Consider the following 15,885-nt stretch of genomic DNA (forward strand, 5'->3'; position numbering starts at 1 on the left):
CCATGTCCCTGCCCGATCTGCTGCTGTTGGTCCTCGCCGGTTTCGCCGCCGGCGGCATGAATGCCCTGGCCGGCGGCGGCACCTTCTTCTCCTTCCCGGCCCTGCTCGCCGCCGGCCTGCCGCCGGTGACGGCGGGTGCCACCAACGCCGTGGCGCTGTGGCCGGCCAGCCTGGCCGGTGCCTGGGCCGCGCGCGCCTCGCTGCGGCCGCTGGGTCGCTATCTGCTGCCGCTGCTGCTGGCCGGGCTGGCCGGCGGTCTGCTCGGCGGCCTGTTGCTGCTGGGCGGCGGCGACGAGGTGTTCCGCGTGCTGATCCCCTGGCTGCTGCTGGCGGCTACCGCGCTGTTCGCCGCCAGTCCCTGGCTGGGTCGCTGGCTGGCGGCGCGGCGCAAGCCCGCCGAGCATCCGCCACACACGCCGCTGTCGCTCGGTGCGCATATCGGCGTGTCGATCTACGGCGGCTACTTCGGCGCCGGCATGGGCATCCTGCAGCTGGCCGCCTTCTCCATCGAGGGCCACGCCCTGGCCCGCGCCAACGCGCTGAAGAACCTGATCTCGGCGGTGATCTACAGCATCGCCACCCTCACCTTCGTCATCGCCGGGCGGGTCAGCTGGTACGAGCTGGCCATCCTGCTCACCGGCGCCACCCTTGGCGGCTACGCCGGCGGCGCACTGGGCGAGAAGCTGCCGCCGGCGCTGCTGCGCGCCTTGGTCATTCTGGTGGGTAGCGGGATGACGCTGTATTACTTCTGGGTCACCTATCTGGCGTAGGGTGCGCCGTGCGCACCGGTACACCGCGGCCTCGTTGGTGCGCACAGCGCACCCTACGCGCGGCCCAATCGCGGGCTACGCCCTCGGCTAACCCACCCGCTGCCCGCTGATTTGCCCGAGGGGCGCGGCTCTGCTAGTGTCGCGCCCGTTTCTACGCTGCCCGAGACCCGCCGCCATGGCCCGCAAGAAAGCCGCCCCCGACTTCGAACATTCCCTCGCCGAGCTGCAGGCGCTGGTCGAGCGCCTGGAGAGCGGCGAGCTGTCGCTGGAAGACTCGCTGACCGCCTTCGAGCAGGGCATCGGCCTGACCCGCGAATGCCAGGCCGCCCTGGCCCAGGCCGAGCAGAAGGTGCAAATTCTGCTGGAACGCGACGGCGAGTTGGAGCCGGCGCCGTTCGACGCGGACCCGGCGGCATGATCAAGGCCTACCAGACGAGCTGCCAGGCCCGCGTCGACGCCGCCCTCGAGCCGCTGTTCCAGGCCCCGCGCGCGGAGCTCGAACGCCTCTACCAGGCCATGCGCTACAGCGTGATGAACGGCGGCAAGCGCGTGCGCCCGCTGCTGGTCTACGCCGCCTGCGAGGCATTGGGCGGCAAGCTGGACCGCGCCGATGGCGCCGCCTGCGCGGTGGAGCTGATCCACGCCTACTCGCTGGTGCACGACGACCTGCCGGCGATGGACGACGACGACCTGCGCCGCGGCCAGCCCACCACCCACAAGGCCTTCGACGAAGCCTGCGCCATCCTCGCCGGCGATGGCCTGCAGAGCCTGGCCTTCGAGGTGCTCGCCGACCGCCGGCGCAACCCGCAGGACGCCGAGACCCGCCTGCAGATGATCGCGGCCCTGAGTGCCGCCGCCGGGCCGGCCGGCATGGTCGGCGGCCAGGCCATCGACCTCGGCGCGGTGGGCCTGCCGCTCGACCAGAGCGCCCTGGAAACCATGCACCGGCACAAGACCGGCGCGCTGATCGAGGCCAGCGTGCAGCTCGGCGCCCTGGCCAGCGGCAACGCCGACGAGCTCGGTCTCAAGGCGCTGCAGCAGTACGCCCGCGCCATCGGCCTGGCCTTCCAGGTGCAGGACGACATCCTCGACGTGGAGAGCGACACCGCCACCCTGGGCAAGACCCAAGGCAAGGATGAGGCCAACCACAAGCCCACCTACCCCGCCCTGCTCGGCCTCGACGCCGCCAAGGCCTACGCCCTGGAACTGCGCGACCAGGCCCTGCACCTGCTGCGCCCCTTCGGCAGCCAGGCCGAGCCGCTGCGCGAGCTGGCGCGTTATATAGTCGAGCGGCGCAGCTAGGCCGCTCTCGTGGGAGCGGCTTAAGCCGCGAAAGCCGCGCGCCATCATCATTTGCATCTATGTTGGCATGATCGCCACATAAGGCTTGCTTTACCCCCGCGACCAGCCTCCTAAGATGGCTCCATAACGACAAGACGTCCGGAGCCGCCATGCCCTTTTCCGCCCTGCTGATCGCCAACCGCGGCGAGATCGCCATCCGCATCGCCCAGGCCTGCGCCGACCTCGGTATCCGCAGCGTGGCGGTGTATGCCGAGGACGACGGCAGCTGTCTGCACATACGCAAGGCCGACCTCGCCGTGGCGCTGGTCGGGCGCGGCCCGACGGCCTATCTGGATATGGATCAGCTGATCGCCATCGCCCGCGAGCAGGGTTGCAGCGCCATCCATCCCGGCTACGGCTTTCTCGCCGAGAACGCCGAGTTCGCCCGCCGCTGCCAGGAGGCCGGGCTGTGCTTCGTCGGCCCTACGCCGGAAACCCTGCAACTGTTCGGCGACAAGGCCGCCGCCCGCGCCCTGGCCGAACGCTGCGACGTACCGCTGGTACCGGGGATCAACCAGGCGGTGACGCCGGAGCAGGCCGCGGACTTTCTCGCCGAACACGGCAGCGTGATGCTCAAGGCCCTGGCCGGCGGCGGCGGGCGCGGCATGCGCGCGGTGGAGGATGCCGCGCAGCTGGCCGAGGCTTTCGCCCGCTGCACCTCCGAGGCCCAGGGCGCCTTCGGCAGCGGCGCGCTGTACGTGGAGAAGCGCGTGCGCCGCGCCCGGCATATCGAAGTGCAGGTGCTCGGCGATGGCAGCGGCGCAGTCAGCCACCTGTGGGAGCGCGACTGCAGCCTGCAGCGCCGTCACCAGAAACTGGTGGAAATCGCCCCCAGCCCCGATCTGGACGCCGCCACCCGCGAGGCCATCATCGCCAGCGCCCTGCGCCTGGCCGCCGAGGTGCGGTATCGCGGCATCGGCACCTTCGAATTCCTGCTCGACCTCGACCAGCCCGGGCGCTTCTACTTCATGGAAGCCAACCCGCGCGTGCAGGTGGAGCACACCGTCACCGAGCAGGTCACCGGCGTCGATCTGCTGCATACGCAACTGCACCTGGCCGCCGGCAGCAGCCTGGCCGAGCTGGGCCTGCTCACTCCGCCGCCAGCGAAAGGCTATGCCGTACAGCTGCGCCTGAACCTGGAAACCCTGCACGCCGACGGTACGGCGCGCCCGGCCAGCGGCGTGCTGGGCGCCTACCAGCCGCCCTGCGGCCCCGGCCTGCGCGTGGATGGCTGCGGCTATGCCGGCTACGCCGTCAGCCCGGCCTACGATTCGCTGATCGCCAAACTGATCGCCATCGCCAGCGACTACCCCGGCGCCCTGCGCCGCGCCTACCGCGGGCTGTGCGAGTTCCGCCTCGAAGGCGTAGCGAGCAACCTGCATCTGCTGCAGAACCTGCTGCAGCGCGACGAGGTGCTGGCCAACCGGGTCGATACCACCTACGTCGAGCGTCACCTGAGCGAGCTGCTGGCCGCCCGCGAACAGGCGCATCCGCACCGCTACTTTGCCGGCGACGCATCTGCGCAAGGCGCCAGATCCAGCCTCGACGCCCCGCCCGGCACCCTGGCACTGAGCGCGCCCAGCGCCGGCGTGCTGGTCAGCCTGGCGGTGGCCGAAGGCGACGCCGTGGCCGCGGGCCAGCGCATCGCCGTGCTGGAGGCGATGAAGATGGAGTTCGAGGTCAAGGCCGAGCACAGCGGTATCGTCCGCGCGCTGGCCGTGGCCCCCGGTGACGCCATCGGTGAGGGCCAGGCGATGGCGTTCCTGCAGCCGGCCGAGGTGGATGGCCTCGCCGAGCACGGCGAGCAGGCGGTCGACCTGGCGCATATCCGCGCCGACCTGGCCGAAGTGCTCGAACGCCATGCCCGCCTCACCGATGCGCGCCGCCCCGAAGCCGTGGCCAAGCGGCGCAAGAGCGGCCAGCGCACCGCGCGGGAAAACCTCGCCGACCTGCTCGACGCCGGCAGTTTCAACGAATACGGCGCCCTGGCCCTGGCCGCCCAGCGCCGCCGGCGTTCGGCCGAGGAACTGCTGGTGCTGAGCCCGGCCGACGGCCTGATCGGCGGCACCGGCACGGTGAATGCCGAGCGCTTCGGCGCCGAGGCGGCGCGCTGCCTGGCCATCGCCTACGACTACACGGTGTTCGCCGGCACCCAGGGGGTGATGAACCACAAGAAGACCGACCGCCTGCTCGGCCTCGCGGCGCAGTGGCGCCTGCCCGTGGTGCTGTTCGCCGAGGGCGGCGGCGGCCGCCCCGGCGACAGCGATTTCGTCGGCGTGGCCGGGCTGGACTGCCACACCTTCGCCGCCATGGCCAGGCTCTCCGGCCTGGTGCCGACCGTGGGCGTGGTCTCCGGCCGCTGCTTCGCCGGCAACGCCGCCCTGCTCGGCTGCTGCGACCTGATCATCGCCACGCAGAATGCGACCATCGGCATGGCCGGCCCGGCGATGATCGAGGGCGGCGGCCTCGGCAGTTTCACCCCCGAGCAGGTCGGCCCGACCAGCGTGCAGGGTCCCAACGGGGTGATCGATGTGCTGGTGGCCGACGAGGCCGAGGCGGTCGTCGTGGCCAAGCAGTACCTGGGCTATTTCCAGGGCCCGGTGAGCGACTGGCTATGCAGCGATCCCCGCGAGCTGCGCCAGGTGATCCCGGAAAACCGCCTGCGCGTCTACGACATGCGCAAGGTCATCGAACTGCTGGCCGACGAGGGCAGCGTGCTGGAGCTGCGTCGCGCGTTCGCCCCCGGCCTGATCACCGCGCTGATCCGCATCGAGGGCAGGCCGTTCGGCTTGCTCGCCAACAACCCCGCGCACCTGGGCGGCGCCATCGACGCCGCGGCCGGCGACAAGGCAGCGCGCTTCCTGCAACTGTGCGAGGCGCACGACCTGCCCATCGTCTCGCTGTGCGATACCCCAGGCTTTATGGTCGGGCCGGAGGCGGAGAAGCAGGCCACGGTGCGCCACGTGTCGCGCCTGTTCGTCACCGCTGCCAGCCTCACGGTGCCCTTCTTCACCCTGGTGCTGCGCAAGGGCTACGGCCTCGGCGCCCAGGCCATGGCCGCCGGCAGCTTCCACGCGCCCTTGTTCACCGCCGCCTGGCCCAGCGCCGAGTTCGGCGCCATGGGCCTGGAGGGCGCGGTGCGCCTGGGTTTCGCCAAGGAGCTGGCGGCCCAGGCGGACGACGCCGCGCGCCAGGCGCTGTTCGACAAGCTGGTGGCCAAGGCCTACGAAAACGGTAAGGCGCTGAACATGGCCAGCTACCTGGAAATCGACGCGGTGATCGACCCGGCCGACAGCCGCGCCTGGCTGCTGCGCGGGCTGGCCGCCGCGCCCAAAGCCGCCGCGCGCGAGGGCAAGAAACGGCCGTTCGTCGATACCTGGTAGAGGCCTGGCACAGGCGCGCCGGCCTGTCGCGCAGGGCTTGAAGCTTGCGGCGGTGGTTTTCGGGTAAACTGCCGCATCTTTTTACCCCTATAACGATTCGCCTGATGCCGACCACTTTCCACGAGATCCCCCGCGAGCGCCCGCTGACGCCCCTGCTGGACCGCGCCAACACGCCGGACGAGCTGCGCCGGCTGGCCGAAGCGGACCTGGAAACCCTCGCCGACGAACTGCGCCAGTACCTGCTCTACAGCGTCGGCCAGAGCGGTGGCCATTTCGGCGCCGGCCTCGGCGTGATCGAGCTGACCATCGCCCTGCACTACGTCTTCGACACCCCCGACGACCGCCTGGTGTGGGACGTCGGCCACCAGGCCTACCCGCACAAGATCCTCACCGGCCGTCGCGAGCGCATGGCCACGCTGCGCCAGAAGGACGGCCTGGCCGCCTTCCCGCGCCGCAGCGAGAGCGAGTACGACACCTTCGGCGTCGGCCACTCCAGCACCAGCGTCAGCGCCGCACTGGGCATGGCCATCGCCGCCCGCCTGCAGGGCGAGAAGCGCAAGAGCGTGGCGGTGATCGGCGACGGCGCACTGACCGCCGGCATGGCCTTCGAGGCGCTCAACCACGCCAGCGAGGTCGGCGCCAACATGCTGGTGGTGCTCAACGACAACGACATGTCGATCTCCAAGAATGTCGGCGGGCTGTCCAACTACCTGGCCAAGATCCTCTCCAGCCGCACCTACGCCAGCATGCGCGAGGGCAGCAAGAAGATCCTCTCGCGCCTGCCCGGCGCCTGGGAGATCGCACGCAAGACCGAGGAACACGCCAAGGGCATGCTGGTGCCCGGCACCCTGTTCGAGGAACTGGGCTGGAACTATATCGGCCCCATCGACGGCCACGACCTGCCCACCCTGCTCGCCACCCTGCGCAATATGCGCGACCTGGAGGGCCCGCAGTTCCTCCATGTGGTGACCAAGAAGGGCAAGGGTTTCGCCCCGGCCGAGGCCGACCCGATCGGCTACCACGCCATCACCAAACTGGAGCCGGTCAAACCCGATGCCGCGCCGCTCTCCAGCCAGAAACGGCCGTCCGGCCCGAAATACTCCAACGTATTCGGCCAGTGGCTGTGCGACATGGCCGAGCAGGACAACCGCCTGGTCGGCATCACCCCGGCGATGAAGGAAGGCTCGGACCTGGTGGCCTTCGCCGAGCGCTTCCCGGCGCGCTACTTCGACGTCGCCATCGCCGAGCAGCACGCCGTGACCCTGGCCGCCGGCATGGCCTGCGACGGGGTCAAGCCGGTGGTGGCGATCTACTCCACCTTCCTCCAGCGCGGCTACGACCAGCTGATCCACGACGTCGCGGTGCAGAACCTCGACGTGCTGTTCGCCATCGACCGCGCCGGCCTGGTCGGCGAGGACGGCCCGACCCACGCCGGCAGCTTCGACATCTCCTACCTGCGCTGCATCCCCGGCATGCTGGTGATGACCCCCAGCGACGAGAACGAGCTGCGTCGCATGCTCACCACCGGCTACCTGTTCGACGGCCCGGCGGCGGTACGCTACCCGCGCGGCAGCGGCCCCAACGCCGTCATCGAGCCGGGCCTGGCGCCGCTGCAGATCGGCAAGGGCCTGGTCCGTCGCCAGGGGCGCCGCGTCGCCCTGCTGGCCTTCGGCGTGCAACTGGCCGAGGCGCTGCAGGTCGGCGAGACGCTGGACGCCACGGTGGTCGACATGCGCTTCGTCAAACCGCTGGACACCGCCCTGCTGCGCGAGCTGGCGGCCAGCCATGAGCTGCTGGTGAGCATCGAGGAAAACGCGCTGATGGGCGGCGCCGGCAGCGCGGTCGGCGAGTTCCTCGCCGCCGAGAACATCGTCAAGCCGCTGCTGCAGCTGGGCCTGCCCGACTACTACGTGGAACACGCCAAGCCGGCGCAGATGCTCAAAGAATGCGGCCTCGACCAGGCCGGCATCGAAGCGGCGGTGCGCGCGCGCCTGGCCCTGCTCTGAACATGAGGCTCGCTCATCGCCGAATGAGCGGGCCTTGCTTGTCATTCATCCCGCCGCGCACTAGGGTGCGCGGCATTGCATGTTCCGCCAGGGTGCGCCGCTAACACGGCGTGAAACGGGAAGTCGGTGCGCCATCCAGGCAATCCCGACGCTGCCCCCGCAACGGTAATCGACGGCAGGCCGCAAACCTGCACCTTGTCCAAGGCCACTGGGTGTTCCCGGGAAGGCGGACCGGGGTCGTGAGCCCGGAGACCGGCCCCGGCGGTGCGACTGGTGTTGCGGAGGGCCGCACCGTCAAGCGCCGCCCTGCGCGCGCTTGCCCCTGCCCTCCTCGAACGTCTGCCGACCTTTGAGGAATAACCATCATGAAACTGTCCCACCTGGCCCTGGCCATCGCCGTGCTGCCCGGCCTCAGCCTGGCCGCCGAACCCTACGCCGCCGAACCGCTGGTGATCACCTCCGGGCGCCTGGCCGAACCGCAAGCCCAGGCCACCGCCGCCACCACGGTGTTCGAGCGGGCGGATATCGAGCGCCTGCAGGCCGGCAGCGTTGCCGAACTGCTCGAGCGCGTCCCCGGTCTCAGCGTCGTGCGCACCGGTGGCGCAGGTAGCCAGACCGGCATATTTCTGCGCGGCACCAGCAGCGCGCAGACCCTGGTGCTGGTGGACGGCCAGCGCATCGCCTCGGCCAGCAGCGGCACCAGCAGCCTGGAGTTTCTCGCCCCCGAGCAGATCGAGCGGATCGAGGTGGTGCGCGGCCCGCGCTCGGCCCTGTATGGCTCCGACGCCATCGGCGGGGTGATCCAGATCTTCACTCGCCAGGGTGACGGCCAGGGCCTCAAGCCCCATGCACGGCTGGCCGCCGGCAGCGACAGCACTTACCAGCGCAGCCTCGGCCTGTCCGGTGGCGATGAGCGCACGCGCTTTCACCTCGGCGCAGCGCTGGACGAGACCGCCGGCATCGACGCCACCCGCGACGGCTTCGGCGCCAACGGCGACGACGACGCCTACCGCAACCGCTCGCTCAGCCTGAACCTGGCGCACCGTTTCAGCGACGACCTGCAGGCCGGCTTCAGCGTCCTCGACCAGCGCGGCCAGGTGGAGTACGACGACACCTTCACCGGTTCGCTGCCGACCACCGACTTCCTCCTCAGCAGCGTCTCGGCCTTCCTCGACGGCCGTATCAACGACACCTGGAGCAGTCGCCTGGAGATCGGCCACAGCGAAGACAAGCGCGACAGCGGCAACGACCAACCCGGCGGCTCGCTCAGCCAGTTCAATACCTACCGCGACTCGGCCAACTGGCTCAACCGCCTGACCCTGAACGACAGCCAGCAAGTGCTGCTGGGGCTCGACTGGTACGAGGATCGCGCCCAGGGCAGCACCGATTTCGTCGAGGATTCGCGCTGGAACCGCGCGGCCTTCATCCAGCACCGCTACAGCGGCGAGGCCTTCTCCACCGAACTGGGCCTGCGCCACGACGACAACCAGCAGTTCGGCAGCGAGAACACCTGGAATGCGGCGCTGACCCTGCCGCTGAACGCGGCCAACGAGCTGATCCTGTCCTACAGCGAAGGCTTCCGCGCACCGACCTTCAACGACCTGTACTTCCCCGACTTCTGCTTCGGCGGCCTGTGCTTCCCCAGCGCCAACCCCGATCTCGATCCGGAACGCTCCAAGAGCTACGAACTGCAGTGGCGCAGCCACTACAGCGACAGCGGCTCGCTGCAGGCGTCGCTGTACCGTACCGAGATCGAGGACGCCATCGTCCTCGACGAGAACTTCATCCCGCAGAACGTCCAGACTGCACGGGTCAATGGCTTCGAAGTCGCCGTGCAGCAGGAGCTGTTCGGCTGGCAAGGCAACCTGGCCCTGGCCTTGATCGACCCGCGCGACCGCGACAGCGGCCATACCTTGCAACGCCGCGCCAAACGCACGCTGAGCCTGGATCTCGACCGCCGCTTCGGTGATGTCTCGCTCGGCGCCGGCTGGCGCGCGGTCAGCGGTCGCTACGACGATGCCGACAACGACATCGAACTGGGCGGCTACGGTCTGCTCAGCCTGCGCGCTGCCTGGCAGGCCACACAGGAGGTGGGGCTCAGCCTGAAACTGGATAACCTGCTGGACAAGGATTACGCCGAAGCCACCTACAGCACGCCCAATAGCCGCTTCGGCTACAACAACGCCGGCCGCACCGCGCTGTTCGCGCTCACCTGGACGCCGCAACTCTGACGACCAACTCGTAGGGTGGGTTAGCGGCGCCGGACACTGACGCCTGGACGCCAGCGGTTATGGCGCGCCGCGTAACCCACCGGGCGATGGATCGCGTTGCGCCCATGGTGGGTTACGCCGCATCAAGCGCGTAGGGTGGACATGCCGAAGGCTTGTCCACCGCCCGGCCGACAACGGTGGACAAGGCTGACGCCATGTCCACCCTACGCGAAGCATCCAACGACTCGTGGGTAAATCCGCCCCTCACCGCGCCCCAGCCAACAACTCACAGAGTTGTTCCAGGGCCCCGAGCATCTGCCGACTGGGCCGTTCCAGGCCCCTGTCCGGCACCGCCCAGACCTGGCCGCGGCGCACCGCGCGCAGCTGCGGCCAGGCCTGCCAGTTCGCCAGTTCGGCGTTGCTGCCGCCGAGAATCACCTCGGGGTCGCGCGCCAGCACCGCCTCGATGCCGACCTGCGGCGCCGGCTGGCTCAGGTCGGCGAACAGGTTGCGCGCACCACACACCGCCAGCGCATCGCCGATCAGCTGCTCGCCGCCGATGGTATAGAGCGGCTGATGCCAGACCTGATAGAACACCGCCAGTGGCCGCTCGCGCCGGTAACGCTGGCGCAACCCGGCCAGCTCGTCGCGAAACTCCGCCGCCAGCCGCTCGCCCCGTTCGGCGCGACCGATACGCTCGGCGACGAGGATAAAGGCCTCGGCCAACTGCTCGAGGCGCGCCGGCTCGACCACCAGCTGGGCAATGCCGAAACGCTGCAACTGCGCCTGCTGCGCCGCCGGCACGCTGCCCGGGGCGATCAGGATCAAGTCGGGCGCCAGCTGCAGCAGGCGCTCGAACTCCAGCTGGCCGTAGCGGCCGACGGTGGGCAGCTGGGCCAGCGCGGCGGGCTGCTCGTCGCCTGCGAGCACGCCGACCAGCAGGTCGGCGGCATCCAGCTCGAGCATGATCTCGCTGAGCGACGGCGCCAGGCTGACCACCCGCGGCGCGGCCGCCAGCGGCAGGGCCAGCAGCCACAGGGCGAGCAGCAGCGCGCGCATCAGCCGAGTTGGCGGGGAATGCGGTAGAGGCAGTGCAGGACGATGCTCGACAGCGCCAGCAGCATCAGCGGTATCGCCTCCAGCCCGGCCAGCACCGCCAGGGCGGCGATCCAGGCCGGCAGCGCCGCACCGAGCAGGGCGCGCAAACGCACACGATCCAGCTCCAGCCAGGCGGCCGGCTCGGAGTCGCTGTCCAGGGCCTGGTCGGTGGCGATCAGCGCACGCTTGTAGGCGGCGAACAGCGGCAGACTGACGAACATCGAGGCCAGGCCGGCGACGAACAGCGGCAGGCTCAGCACCTGGGCGCCGCCGCCGCCGAACAGCAGGTTGAAGACGAACAACGGCGCCAGGGCCACGCCCAGCTGGCGCCACCAGGCCAGTGCCAGGCGCCGCTTGACCTGGCCGCGGGTCACAGGCTGTCCTCGGCCTCGCCCTGGTGCTGGTTGCCCAGCATATGACCGAGCTTGCCGGCCTTGGTCGCGAGGTAGCGCTTGTTGTAGGGGTTGTGCTCGATCTGCAGCGGCACGCGGTGATCCACATTGATGCCCATGTCGCCCAGCGCCTTGACCTTGCGCGGGTTGTTGGTCATCAGCTTGAGGCTCTGGATGCCCAGGTGGGCGAGCATCGGCTGGCAGATCGCGTAGTCGCGCTGGTCGGCGCCGAAGCCCAGGCGCTCGTTGGCCTCGACTGTGTCGGCGCCGCCGTCCTGCAGCTCGTAGGCGCGGATCTTGTTCAGCAGGCCGATGCCACGACCTTCCTGACGCAGGTACAGCAGCACGCCGCGGCCTTCCTGGGCGATCGCCTGCAGCGCCGCCTGCAGCTGCGCGCCGCAGTCGCAGCGCAGGCTGAACAGGGCGTCGCCGGTCAGGCACTCGGAGTGCAGACGGCCCAGCACCGGCGCACCGTCGGCCACGTTACCGAAGGTCAGGGCGACGTGTTCCTTGCCGGTGGCCTGGTCGAGGAAACCGTGCATGGTGAACACACCGAAGGGCGTGGGCAGTTGGGAGGCGGCGACGAACACGACGGACACCGGATACTCCTAGCAATGAGTACGAAACAGGGGCGGCATTGTATCAGCAGGCCCCGCCGCCGGGTCAGCCTGAATTGCCGATCATCAGTATCGAAACGCTCAATGCCGGTCTCAGAGCTTGGATTCGAGCACCAGCATGCCCTGTTCCTCGCGCCAGCCGACCCGGCCGAGAAAACTCATGCCCAGCAGCGCCTCGTGCGGCGCGCCACCCTCCAGCACCACGGCCTCGACGCCGAGCACCTCCAGGTCGCCGATCTTCACCCGGTCAAGCATCACCCGCCAGCCACGGGTGACGCCGCTGGCGGTGTTGACCTGCAGCGGCCGGCCGCTGACCCGGTAATCGATGCCCAAGCGTTTGGCATGGGCGTCATTGAGCGCCACCGAGGTGGCGCCGGTGTCCACCAGGAACTGCACGGTCTGACCGTTGACCGAGCCGGCCACCCAGTAGTGGCCGCCGATGCCCTTGGCGATGCTCAGACGTTTCTTCGCCGGCTCGGCGAAGCCGGCGCTGTATTCGCGGCTCAGCGGATAGCTGCGCTCGACGCCGTCGACCCGCAGCACCGCGCCCTGCTTGTCGACGCTGACCACCTGCACCCCGCCCGGCCCGCTCTGGCCGACCCGCACCAGCTTGCGCTGGCCGTCGACGTTGAGCACCGCCGCGCCGGGGAACAGGCCGACCACCTGCACCTGCGAGGCGGCCCAGCACAGCGGGCCGAACAGCAGGCCGAGAACAACGAGGCAGTGGCGCAATTGCATGGGGACGGCCTCCCGGCTCAGTCGAAGGGATAGGGTTGCTGCCAGCGCTCGAACAGCGGGCGCAACTCGCCGCTGGCCATCAGCTCGCCCAGGCGCCGGTCGTAGACCTCGGCCAGGCGGCGGCCACGCGGGGTGTCGGCGAAGCCGAGGTACAGCGGCAGGCGGGTCAGTTCGCTGATGCGGTAGCGCCCGGCGTCCGGCGCCTCGCTCAGCACGTCGTCGACCTCGGTGCGGGCGTCGATATAGAAATCCGCGTGGCCCAGCTCGAGCATGCCGAGGATACCGCTACGCCGGTGAATTTCCCGGTAGTCGCGCACATTCGGCAGATAGGCCTGGTAGCCGTAGCCACGCATCCAGGCCAGGCGGTAGTCGGCGAGCTTGTCCAGGGTCAGTTGCGGCTTGTCGCGTAGGCCGAGCGCGGCGATCTGGTCGGCGTCGTAGTGCCAGCGCGGGTAGAACACCCCCTCGCCGACCTCGTCGCGGTAGGAGCCGACCCAGGCATCGGCCTCGCCGCGCTGCACCAGGCCGATGGAACGGGTATAGGGCACGCTGTGAATGCGCAAGGCCACGCCGGCCGGCTCGAACACCCGGCGCAGCACGTCCCAGGCCAGCCCGGTGCCATCGGCATGGGTGTGCCCGTTCCACACCTCGCTGGCCAGGCGGATCTCGCCGGGCGGGGCGTCCTGCGCCTGCGCCCCGCTCGCCCCGATCAGCAGCAACACGCCGGCCAGCAGCCAGCCCGTCAGCGCCATGCCCTTGCCCTCTAGAAGCCCAACGATGCCGCGTAGTTGTCCCAGCCCCAGACCAGGCCCTGCATGGCCAGCCAGGCGAACACCCCGGCGATCACGTCGTCGAGCATGATGCCGACGCCGCCGTGCACATGGCGGTCGATCCAGCGGATCGGCCAGGGCTTGACGATGTCGAACAGGCGGAACATGAGAAAGCCTAGCAGCAGCCAGCCCCAGCCCTCGGGCACCAGCCACAGGGTGATCCACATGCCGACCATCTCGTCCCAGACGATGCCTTCGTGGTCGTGCACCTTGAGGTCATCGGCGACCTTGCCGCACAGCCAGAAGCCGAACAGCATGGTCACCCCCAGCATCAGCCAGTAGCCCCAGTCCGGCAGCATCTGCCACAGCGGCACGAACGGCAGCGCCACCAGCGAGCCCCAGGTGCCCGGCGCCTTGGGCAGGGTGCCGGAGCCGAAGCCGAAGGCGATGAAGTGCCAGGGATTGCGCCACACCGAAGGCGGGACGTACTCGGCGGGAACCTGGTTGGGGTGATCGGTCACGCGGCATTCATCCTGTCAGAAATGTTGGTAACCGCTGCGCGGCGGCGCGACCAGTCGCCCCGCGCCATCCAGCAGCTGCACGCCGCTGCCGGCCAGCACCCGGCCGATGGCGCGCACCTCGGGCCACTCGGTCTGCAGGTCGGCGAGCCAGGCGGGCGGTAGGGTAAAGGCCAGTCGGTAGTCGTCGCCACCGCTTAGCGCACAGGCCAGCGCCTGACGCTCGCCGGCGAACGCCAGCAATGCCGGCGATAGCGGCAGCCGCGCCTGTTCGACCTGCAGGGCGACGCCCGAGGCCTTGGCGATATGCCCGCAGTCGGCGAGCAGGCCGTCGGAGATATCCAGCGCCGCCGTGGCCCGCCCGCGCAGGGCCTGGCCCAGGGCCAGCTGCGGCTGCGGCGACCAGTAGCGCGCCAGCAGGGGCTCGGCGAGTTCGGCCGCGGCCGTCTGCTGCCCCAGCACCAGCGGCAAGGCGCCGGCGCCGTCGCCGAGACTGCCGCCGACGCAAAGCAGATCGCCCACTTGCGCGCCGCAGCGAGTCAGCGCCTGGCCAGCCGGCACCCGGCCGAACACGCTCAGGGTCAGACTCAGCGGGCCGCGCGTGGTGTCGCCGCCGACCAGCGCCAGCGAGCAGTGCTGCGCCATCAGCTGCAGGCCACGAGCGAACTCGGCCAGCCAGGCTTCTTCGGCGGCGGGCAGGGTCAGGGCCAGGGTAAAGGCCAGCGGCGTGGCGCCCATGGCGGCCAGGTCGCTGGCGGACACCGCCAGCGCGCGCTGGCCGAGCAGGAAGGCATCGCAGGAATCGGGGAAATGCACCCCGGCGACCAGGGTATCGGTGGACACTGCCAGCTGCTCGCCGGCGGGTAGCGCCAGCAGCGCGCAGTCGTCGCCGATGCCGCGAACCACGCCGTCGCCGCCCTGCGCGCAGGGGGCGGCGGCGAAGTAGTGGCGGATCAGCTCGAACTCACCCATGGAGCCTCCCCTCTCCCTTTGGGAGAGGGGTTGGGGGTGAGGGTGCACAGACAAAGCGATCCATGCTCAACGTTTGTTGGCGCCCACTTCGGCCGCACGCAGCTTGGGCGCCAGCTTGTCGAGGATGCCGTTGACGAACTTGTGCCCGTCGGTGGCGCCGAACACCTTGGCCAGCTCGATGCCCTCGTTGATCACCACCTTGTAGGGCACATCGACGCGGTTCTTCAGCTCGTAGGTGGACAGGCGCAGGATGGCCAGCTCGACCGGATCGATCTCTTCCAGCGGGCGATCGAGCAGCGGCGTGAAAGCCTCGTCCAGTTCGGTCTTCTGCCGCGGTACGCCGTGCAGGATCTCGTGGAAGTAGGCGCCGTCGACCTTGCTGAAATCGTTGTCGACGCGGAACTGCGCTTCGATCTCGTTCAGCGGCTGCCCGGCGATATGCCAGGAGTACAGGGCCTGCATGGCCAGGGTACGGGCCTCGCGGCGGGCGAGAATCTTGCCGCTGGGGCCCTTCTTGGCCGGCTGGCCGTTAGCGGAGTTGCTCACTTGGCCTCCAACTGCGCCAGCAGGCTGACCATTTCCAGGGCAGACAGCGCAGCTTCGGCACCCTTGTTACCCGCCTTGGTGCCGGAACGTTCGATGGCTTGTTCGATGGAATCGACGGTCAGCACGCCGAAGGACACCGGTACGCCGTACTCCATGGACACCTGAGCCAGGCCCTTGGTGCACTCGCCGGCGACGTATTCGAAGTGCGGAGTGCCGCCACGGATGACCGCGCCGAGGGCGATGATCGCCGCGTACTCGCCGCGCTGGGCGACCTTCTGGGTGACCAGCGGAATCTCGAAGGCGCCCGGCGCGCGGATGATGCAGATGTCGCTCTCGCTCACGCCGTGGCGAACCAGGGCGTCGATGGCGCCGCTGACCAGGCTCTCGACGACGAAGCTGTTGAAACGGCCTACCACCAGGGCGTATTTGCCCTTCGGGGCGATAAAGGTACCTTCGATGGTCTTCAGGGTCATGACGGGTCTCACTAGGGTTAAAGAGCCGGGGCGTGGTTGTTCGCCCCGAAA

15 protein-coding genes and 1 riboswitch are annotated in these 15,885 nt (G+C 69.6%); of the genes, 6 read left to right on the forward strand and 9 right to left on the reverse strand.

Going from position 1 to position 15,885, the window contains the following annotated elements:
• Positions 1-2: 2 nt before the first annotated feature.
• The 6 genes from ACIGKL_RS08305 (at position 3) to ACIGKL_RS08330 (ending at position 9,731) form a co-directional block, all read left to right on the forward strand.
• Positions 3-770: a sulfite exporter TauE/SafE family protein gene (locus tag ACIGKL_RS08305; protein ID WP_397486180.1), complete on the forward strand. Its 768-nt coding sequence runs from the start codon at positions 3-5 to the stop codon at positions 768-770.
• A 175-nt stretch (positions 771-945) separates the two neighbouring features.
• Positions 946-1,188: an exodeoxyribonuclease VII small subunit gene (locus ACIGKL_RS08310; protein ID WP_196460623.1), complete on the forward strand. Its 243-nt coding sequence runs from the start codon at positions 946-948 to the stop codon at positions 1,186-1,188.
• Positions 1,185-2,072 (forward strand): polyprenyl synthetase family protein, encoded by an 888-nt coding sequence (locus tag ACIGKL_RS08315; RefSeq protein WP_397486181.1) that lies wholly within the window; start codon positions 1,185-1,187, stop codon positions 2,070-2,072. Before ACIGKL_RS08310 ends, ACIGKL_RS08315 begins: the two co-directional genes overlap by 4 nt.
• A 149-nt stretch (positions 2,073-2,221) precedes the next feature.
• Positions 2,222-5,494, forward strand: a complete 3,273-nt coding sequence (locus ACIGKL_RS08320) for a carboxyl transferase domain-containing protein (RefSeq protein ID WP_397486182.1) — start codon at positions 2,222-2,224, stop codon at positions 5,492-5,494.
• Between the two features lie 104 nt (positions 5,495-5,598).
• Entirely contained in the window at positions 5,599-7,500 is a 1,902-nt protein-coding gene (gene dxs, locus ACIGKL_RS08325) for a 1-deoxy-D-xylulose-5-phosphate synthase (RefSeq protein ID WP_397486183.1), read from the forward strand.
• 73 nt (positions 7,501-7,573) lie between these two features.
• Positions 7,574-7,776, forward strand: a riboswitch (cobalamin riboswitch).
• Positions 7,777-7,865: 89 nt separating this feature from the next.
• Positions 7,866-9,731 (forward strand): TonB-dependent receptor domain-containing protein, encoded by a 1,866-nt coding sequence (locus ACIGKL_RS08330; RefSeq protein WP_397486184.1) that lies wholly within the window; start codon positions 7,866-7,868, stop codon positions 9,729-9,731.
• A 243-nt stretch (positions 9,732-9,974) separates the two neighbouring features.
• On the opposite strand, the gene ACIGKL_RS08335 is transcribed toward ACIGKL_RS08330, so the two are convergent.
• From ACIGKL_RS08335 to ribE, 9 genes are all read right to left on the reverse strand, one after another.
• On the reverse strand, positions 9,975-10,769 hold the full coding sequence (locus ACIGKL_RS08335; protein WP_397486185.1) for a cobalamin-binding protein: 795 nt from the start codon (positions 10,767-10,769) through the stop codon (positions 9,975-9,977).
• On the reverse strand, positions 10,769-11,182 hold the full coding sequence (locus tag ACIGKL_RS08340; RefSeq protein ID WP_397486186.1) for an MFS transporter: 414 nt from the start codon (positions 11,180-11,182) through the stop codon (positions 10,769-10,771). Before ACIGKL_RS08340 ends, ACIGKL_RS08335 begins: the two co-directional genes overlap by 1 nt.
• Positions 11,179-11,799: a GTP cyclohydrolase II gene (gene ribA / locus ACIGKL_RS08345; RefSeq protein ID WP_397486187.1), complete on the reverse strand. Its 621-nt coding sequence runs from the start codon at positions 11,797-11,799 to the stop codon at positions 11,179-11,181. Before ribA ends, ACIGKL_RS08340 begins: the two co-directional genes overlap by 4 nt.
• Positions 11,800-11,910: 111 nt before the next feature.
• On the reverse strand, positions 11,911-12,555 hold the full coding sequence (locus ACIGKL_RS08350) for a TIGR02281 family clan AA aspartic protease (protein WP_397486188.1): 645 nt from the start codon (positions 12,553-12,555) through the stop codon (positions 11,911-11,913).
• 17 nt (positions 12,556-12,572) lie between these two features.
• Complete coding sequence (locus ACIGKL_RS08355; RefSeq protein WP_397486189.1) at positions 12,573-13,307, reverse strand: substrate-binding periplasmic protein; 735 nt, start codon at positions 13,305-13,307, stop codon at positions 12,573-12,575.
• A gap of 11 nt (positions 13,308-13,318) precedes the next feature.
• Entirely contained in the window at positions 13,319-13,846 is a 528-nt protein-coding gene (locus tag ACIGKL_RS08360) for a phosphatidylglycerophosphatase A (RefSeq protein ID WP_397486190.1), read from the reverse strand.
• 15 nt (positions 13,847-13,861) lie between these two features.
• A complete protein-coding gene (gene thiL, locus ACIGKL_RS08365; RefSeq protein ID WP_397486191.1) occupies positions 13,862-14,815 on the reverse strand; it encodes a thiamine-phosphate kinase in 954 nt (317 codons plus the stop codon).
• Positions 14,816-14,881: 66 nt separating this feature from the next.
• Complete coding sequence (gene nusB / locus ACIGKL_RS08370; RefSeq protein WP_397486192.1) at positions 14,882-15,361, reverse strand: transcription antitermination factor NusB; 480 nt, start codon at positions 15,359-15,361, stop codon at positions 14,882-14,884.
• A complete protein-coding gene (gene ribE, locus ACIGKL_RS08375) occupies positions 15,358-15,834 on the reverse strand; it encodes a 6,7-dimethyl-8-ribityllumazine synthase (protein ID WP_397486193.1) in 477 nt (158 codons plus the stop codon). Before ribE ends, nusB begins: the two co-directional genes overlap by 4 nt.
• Positions 15,835-15,885 lie beyond the last annotated feature (51 nt).

The organism is Pseudomonas sp. NPDC077186 (assembly GCF_044543505.1).
Taxonomy (GTDB): domain Bacteria; phylum Pseudomonadota; class Gammaproteobacteria; order Pseudomonadales; family Pseudomonadaceae; genus Aquipseudomonas.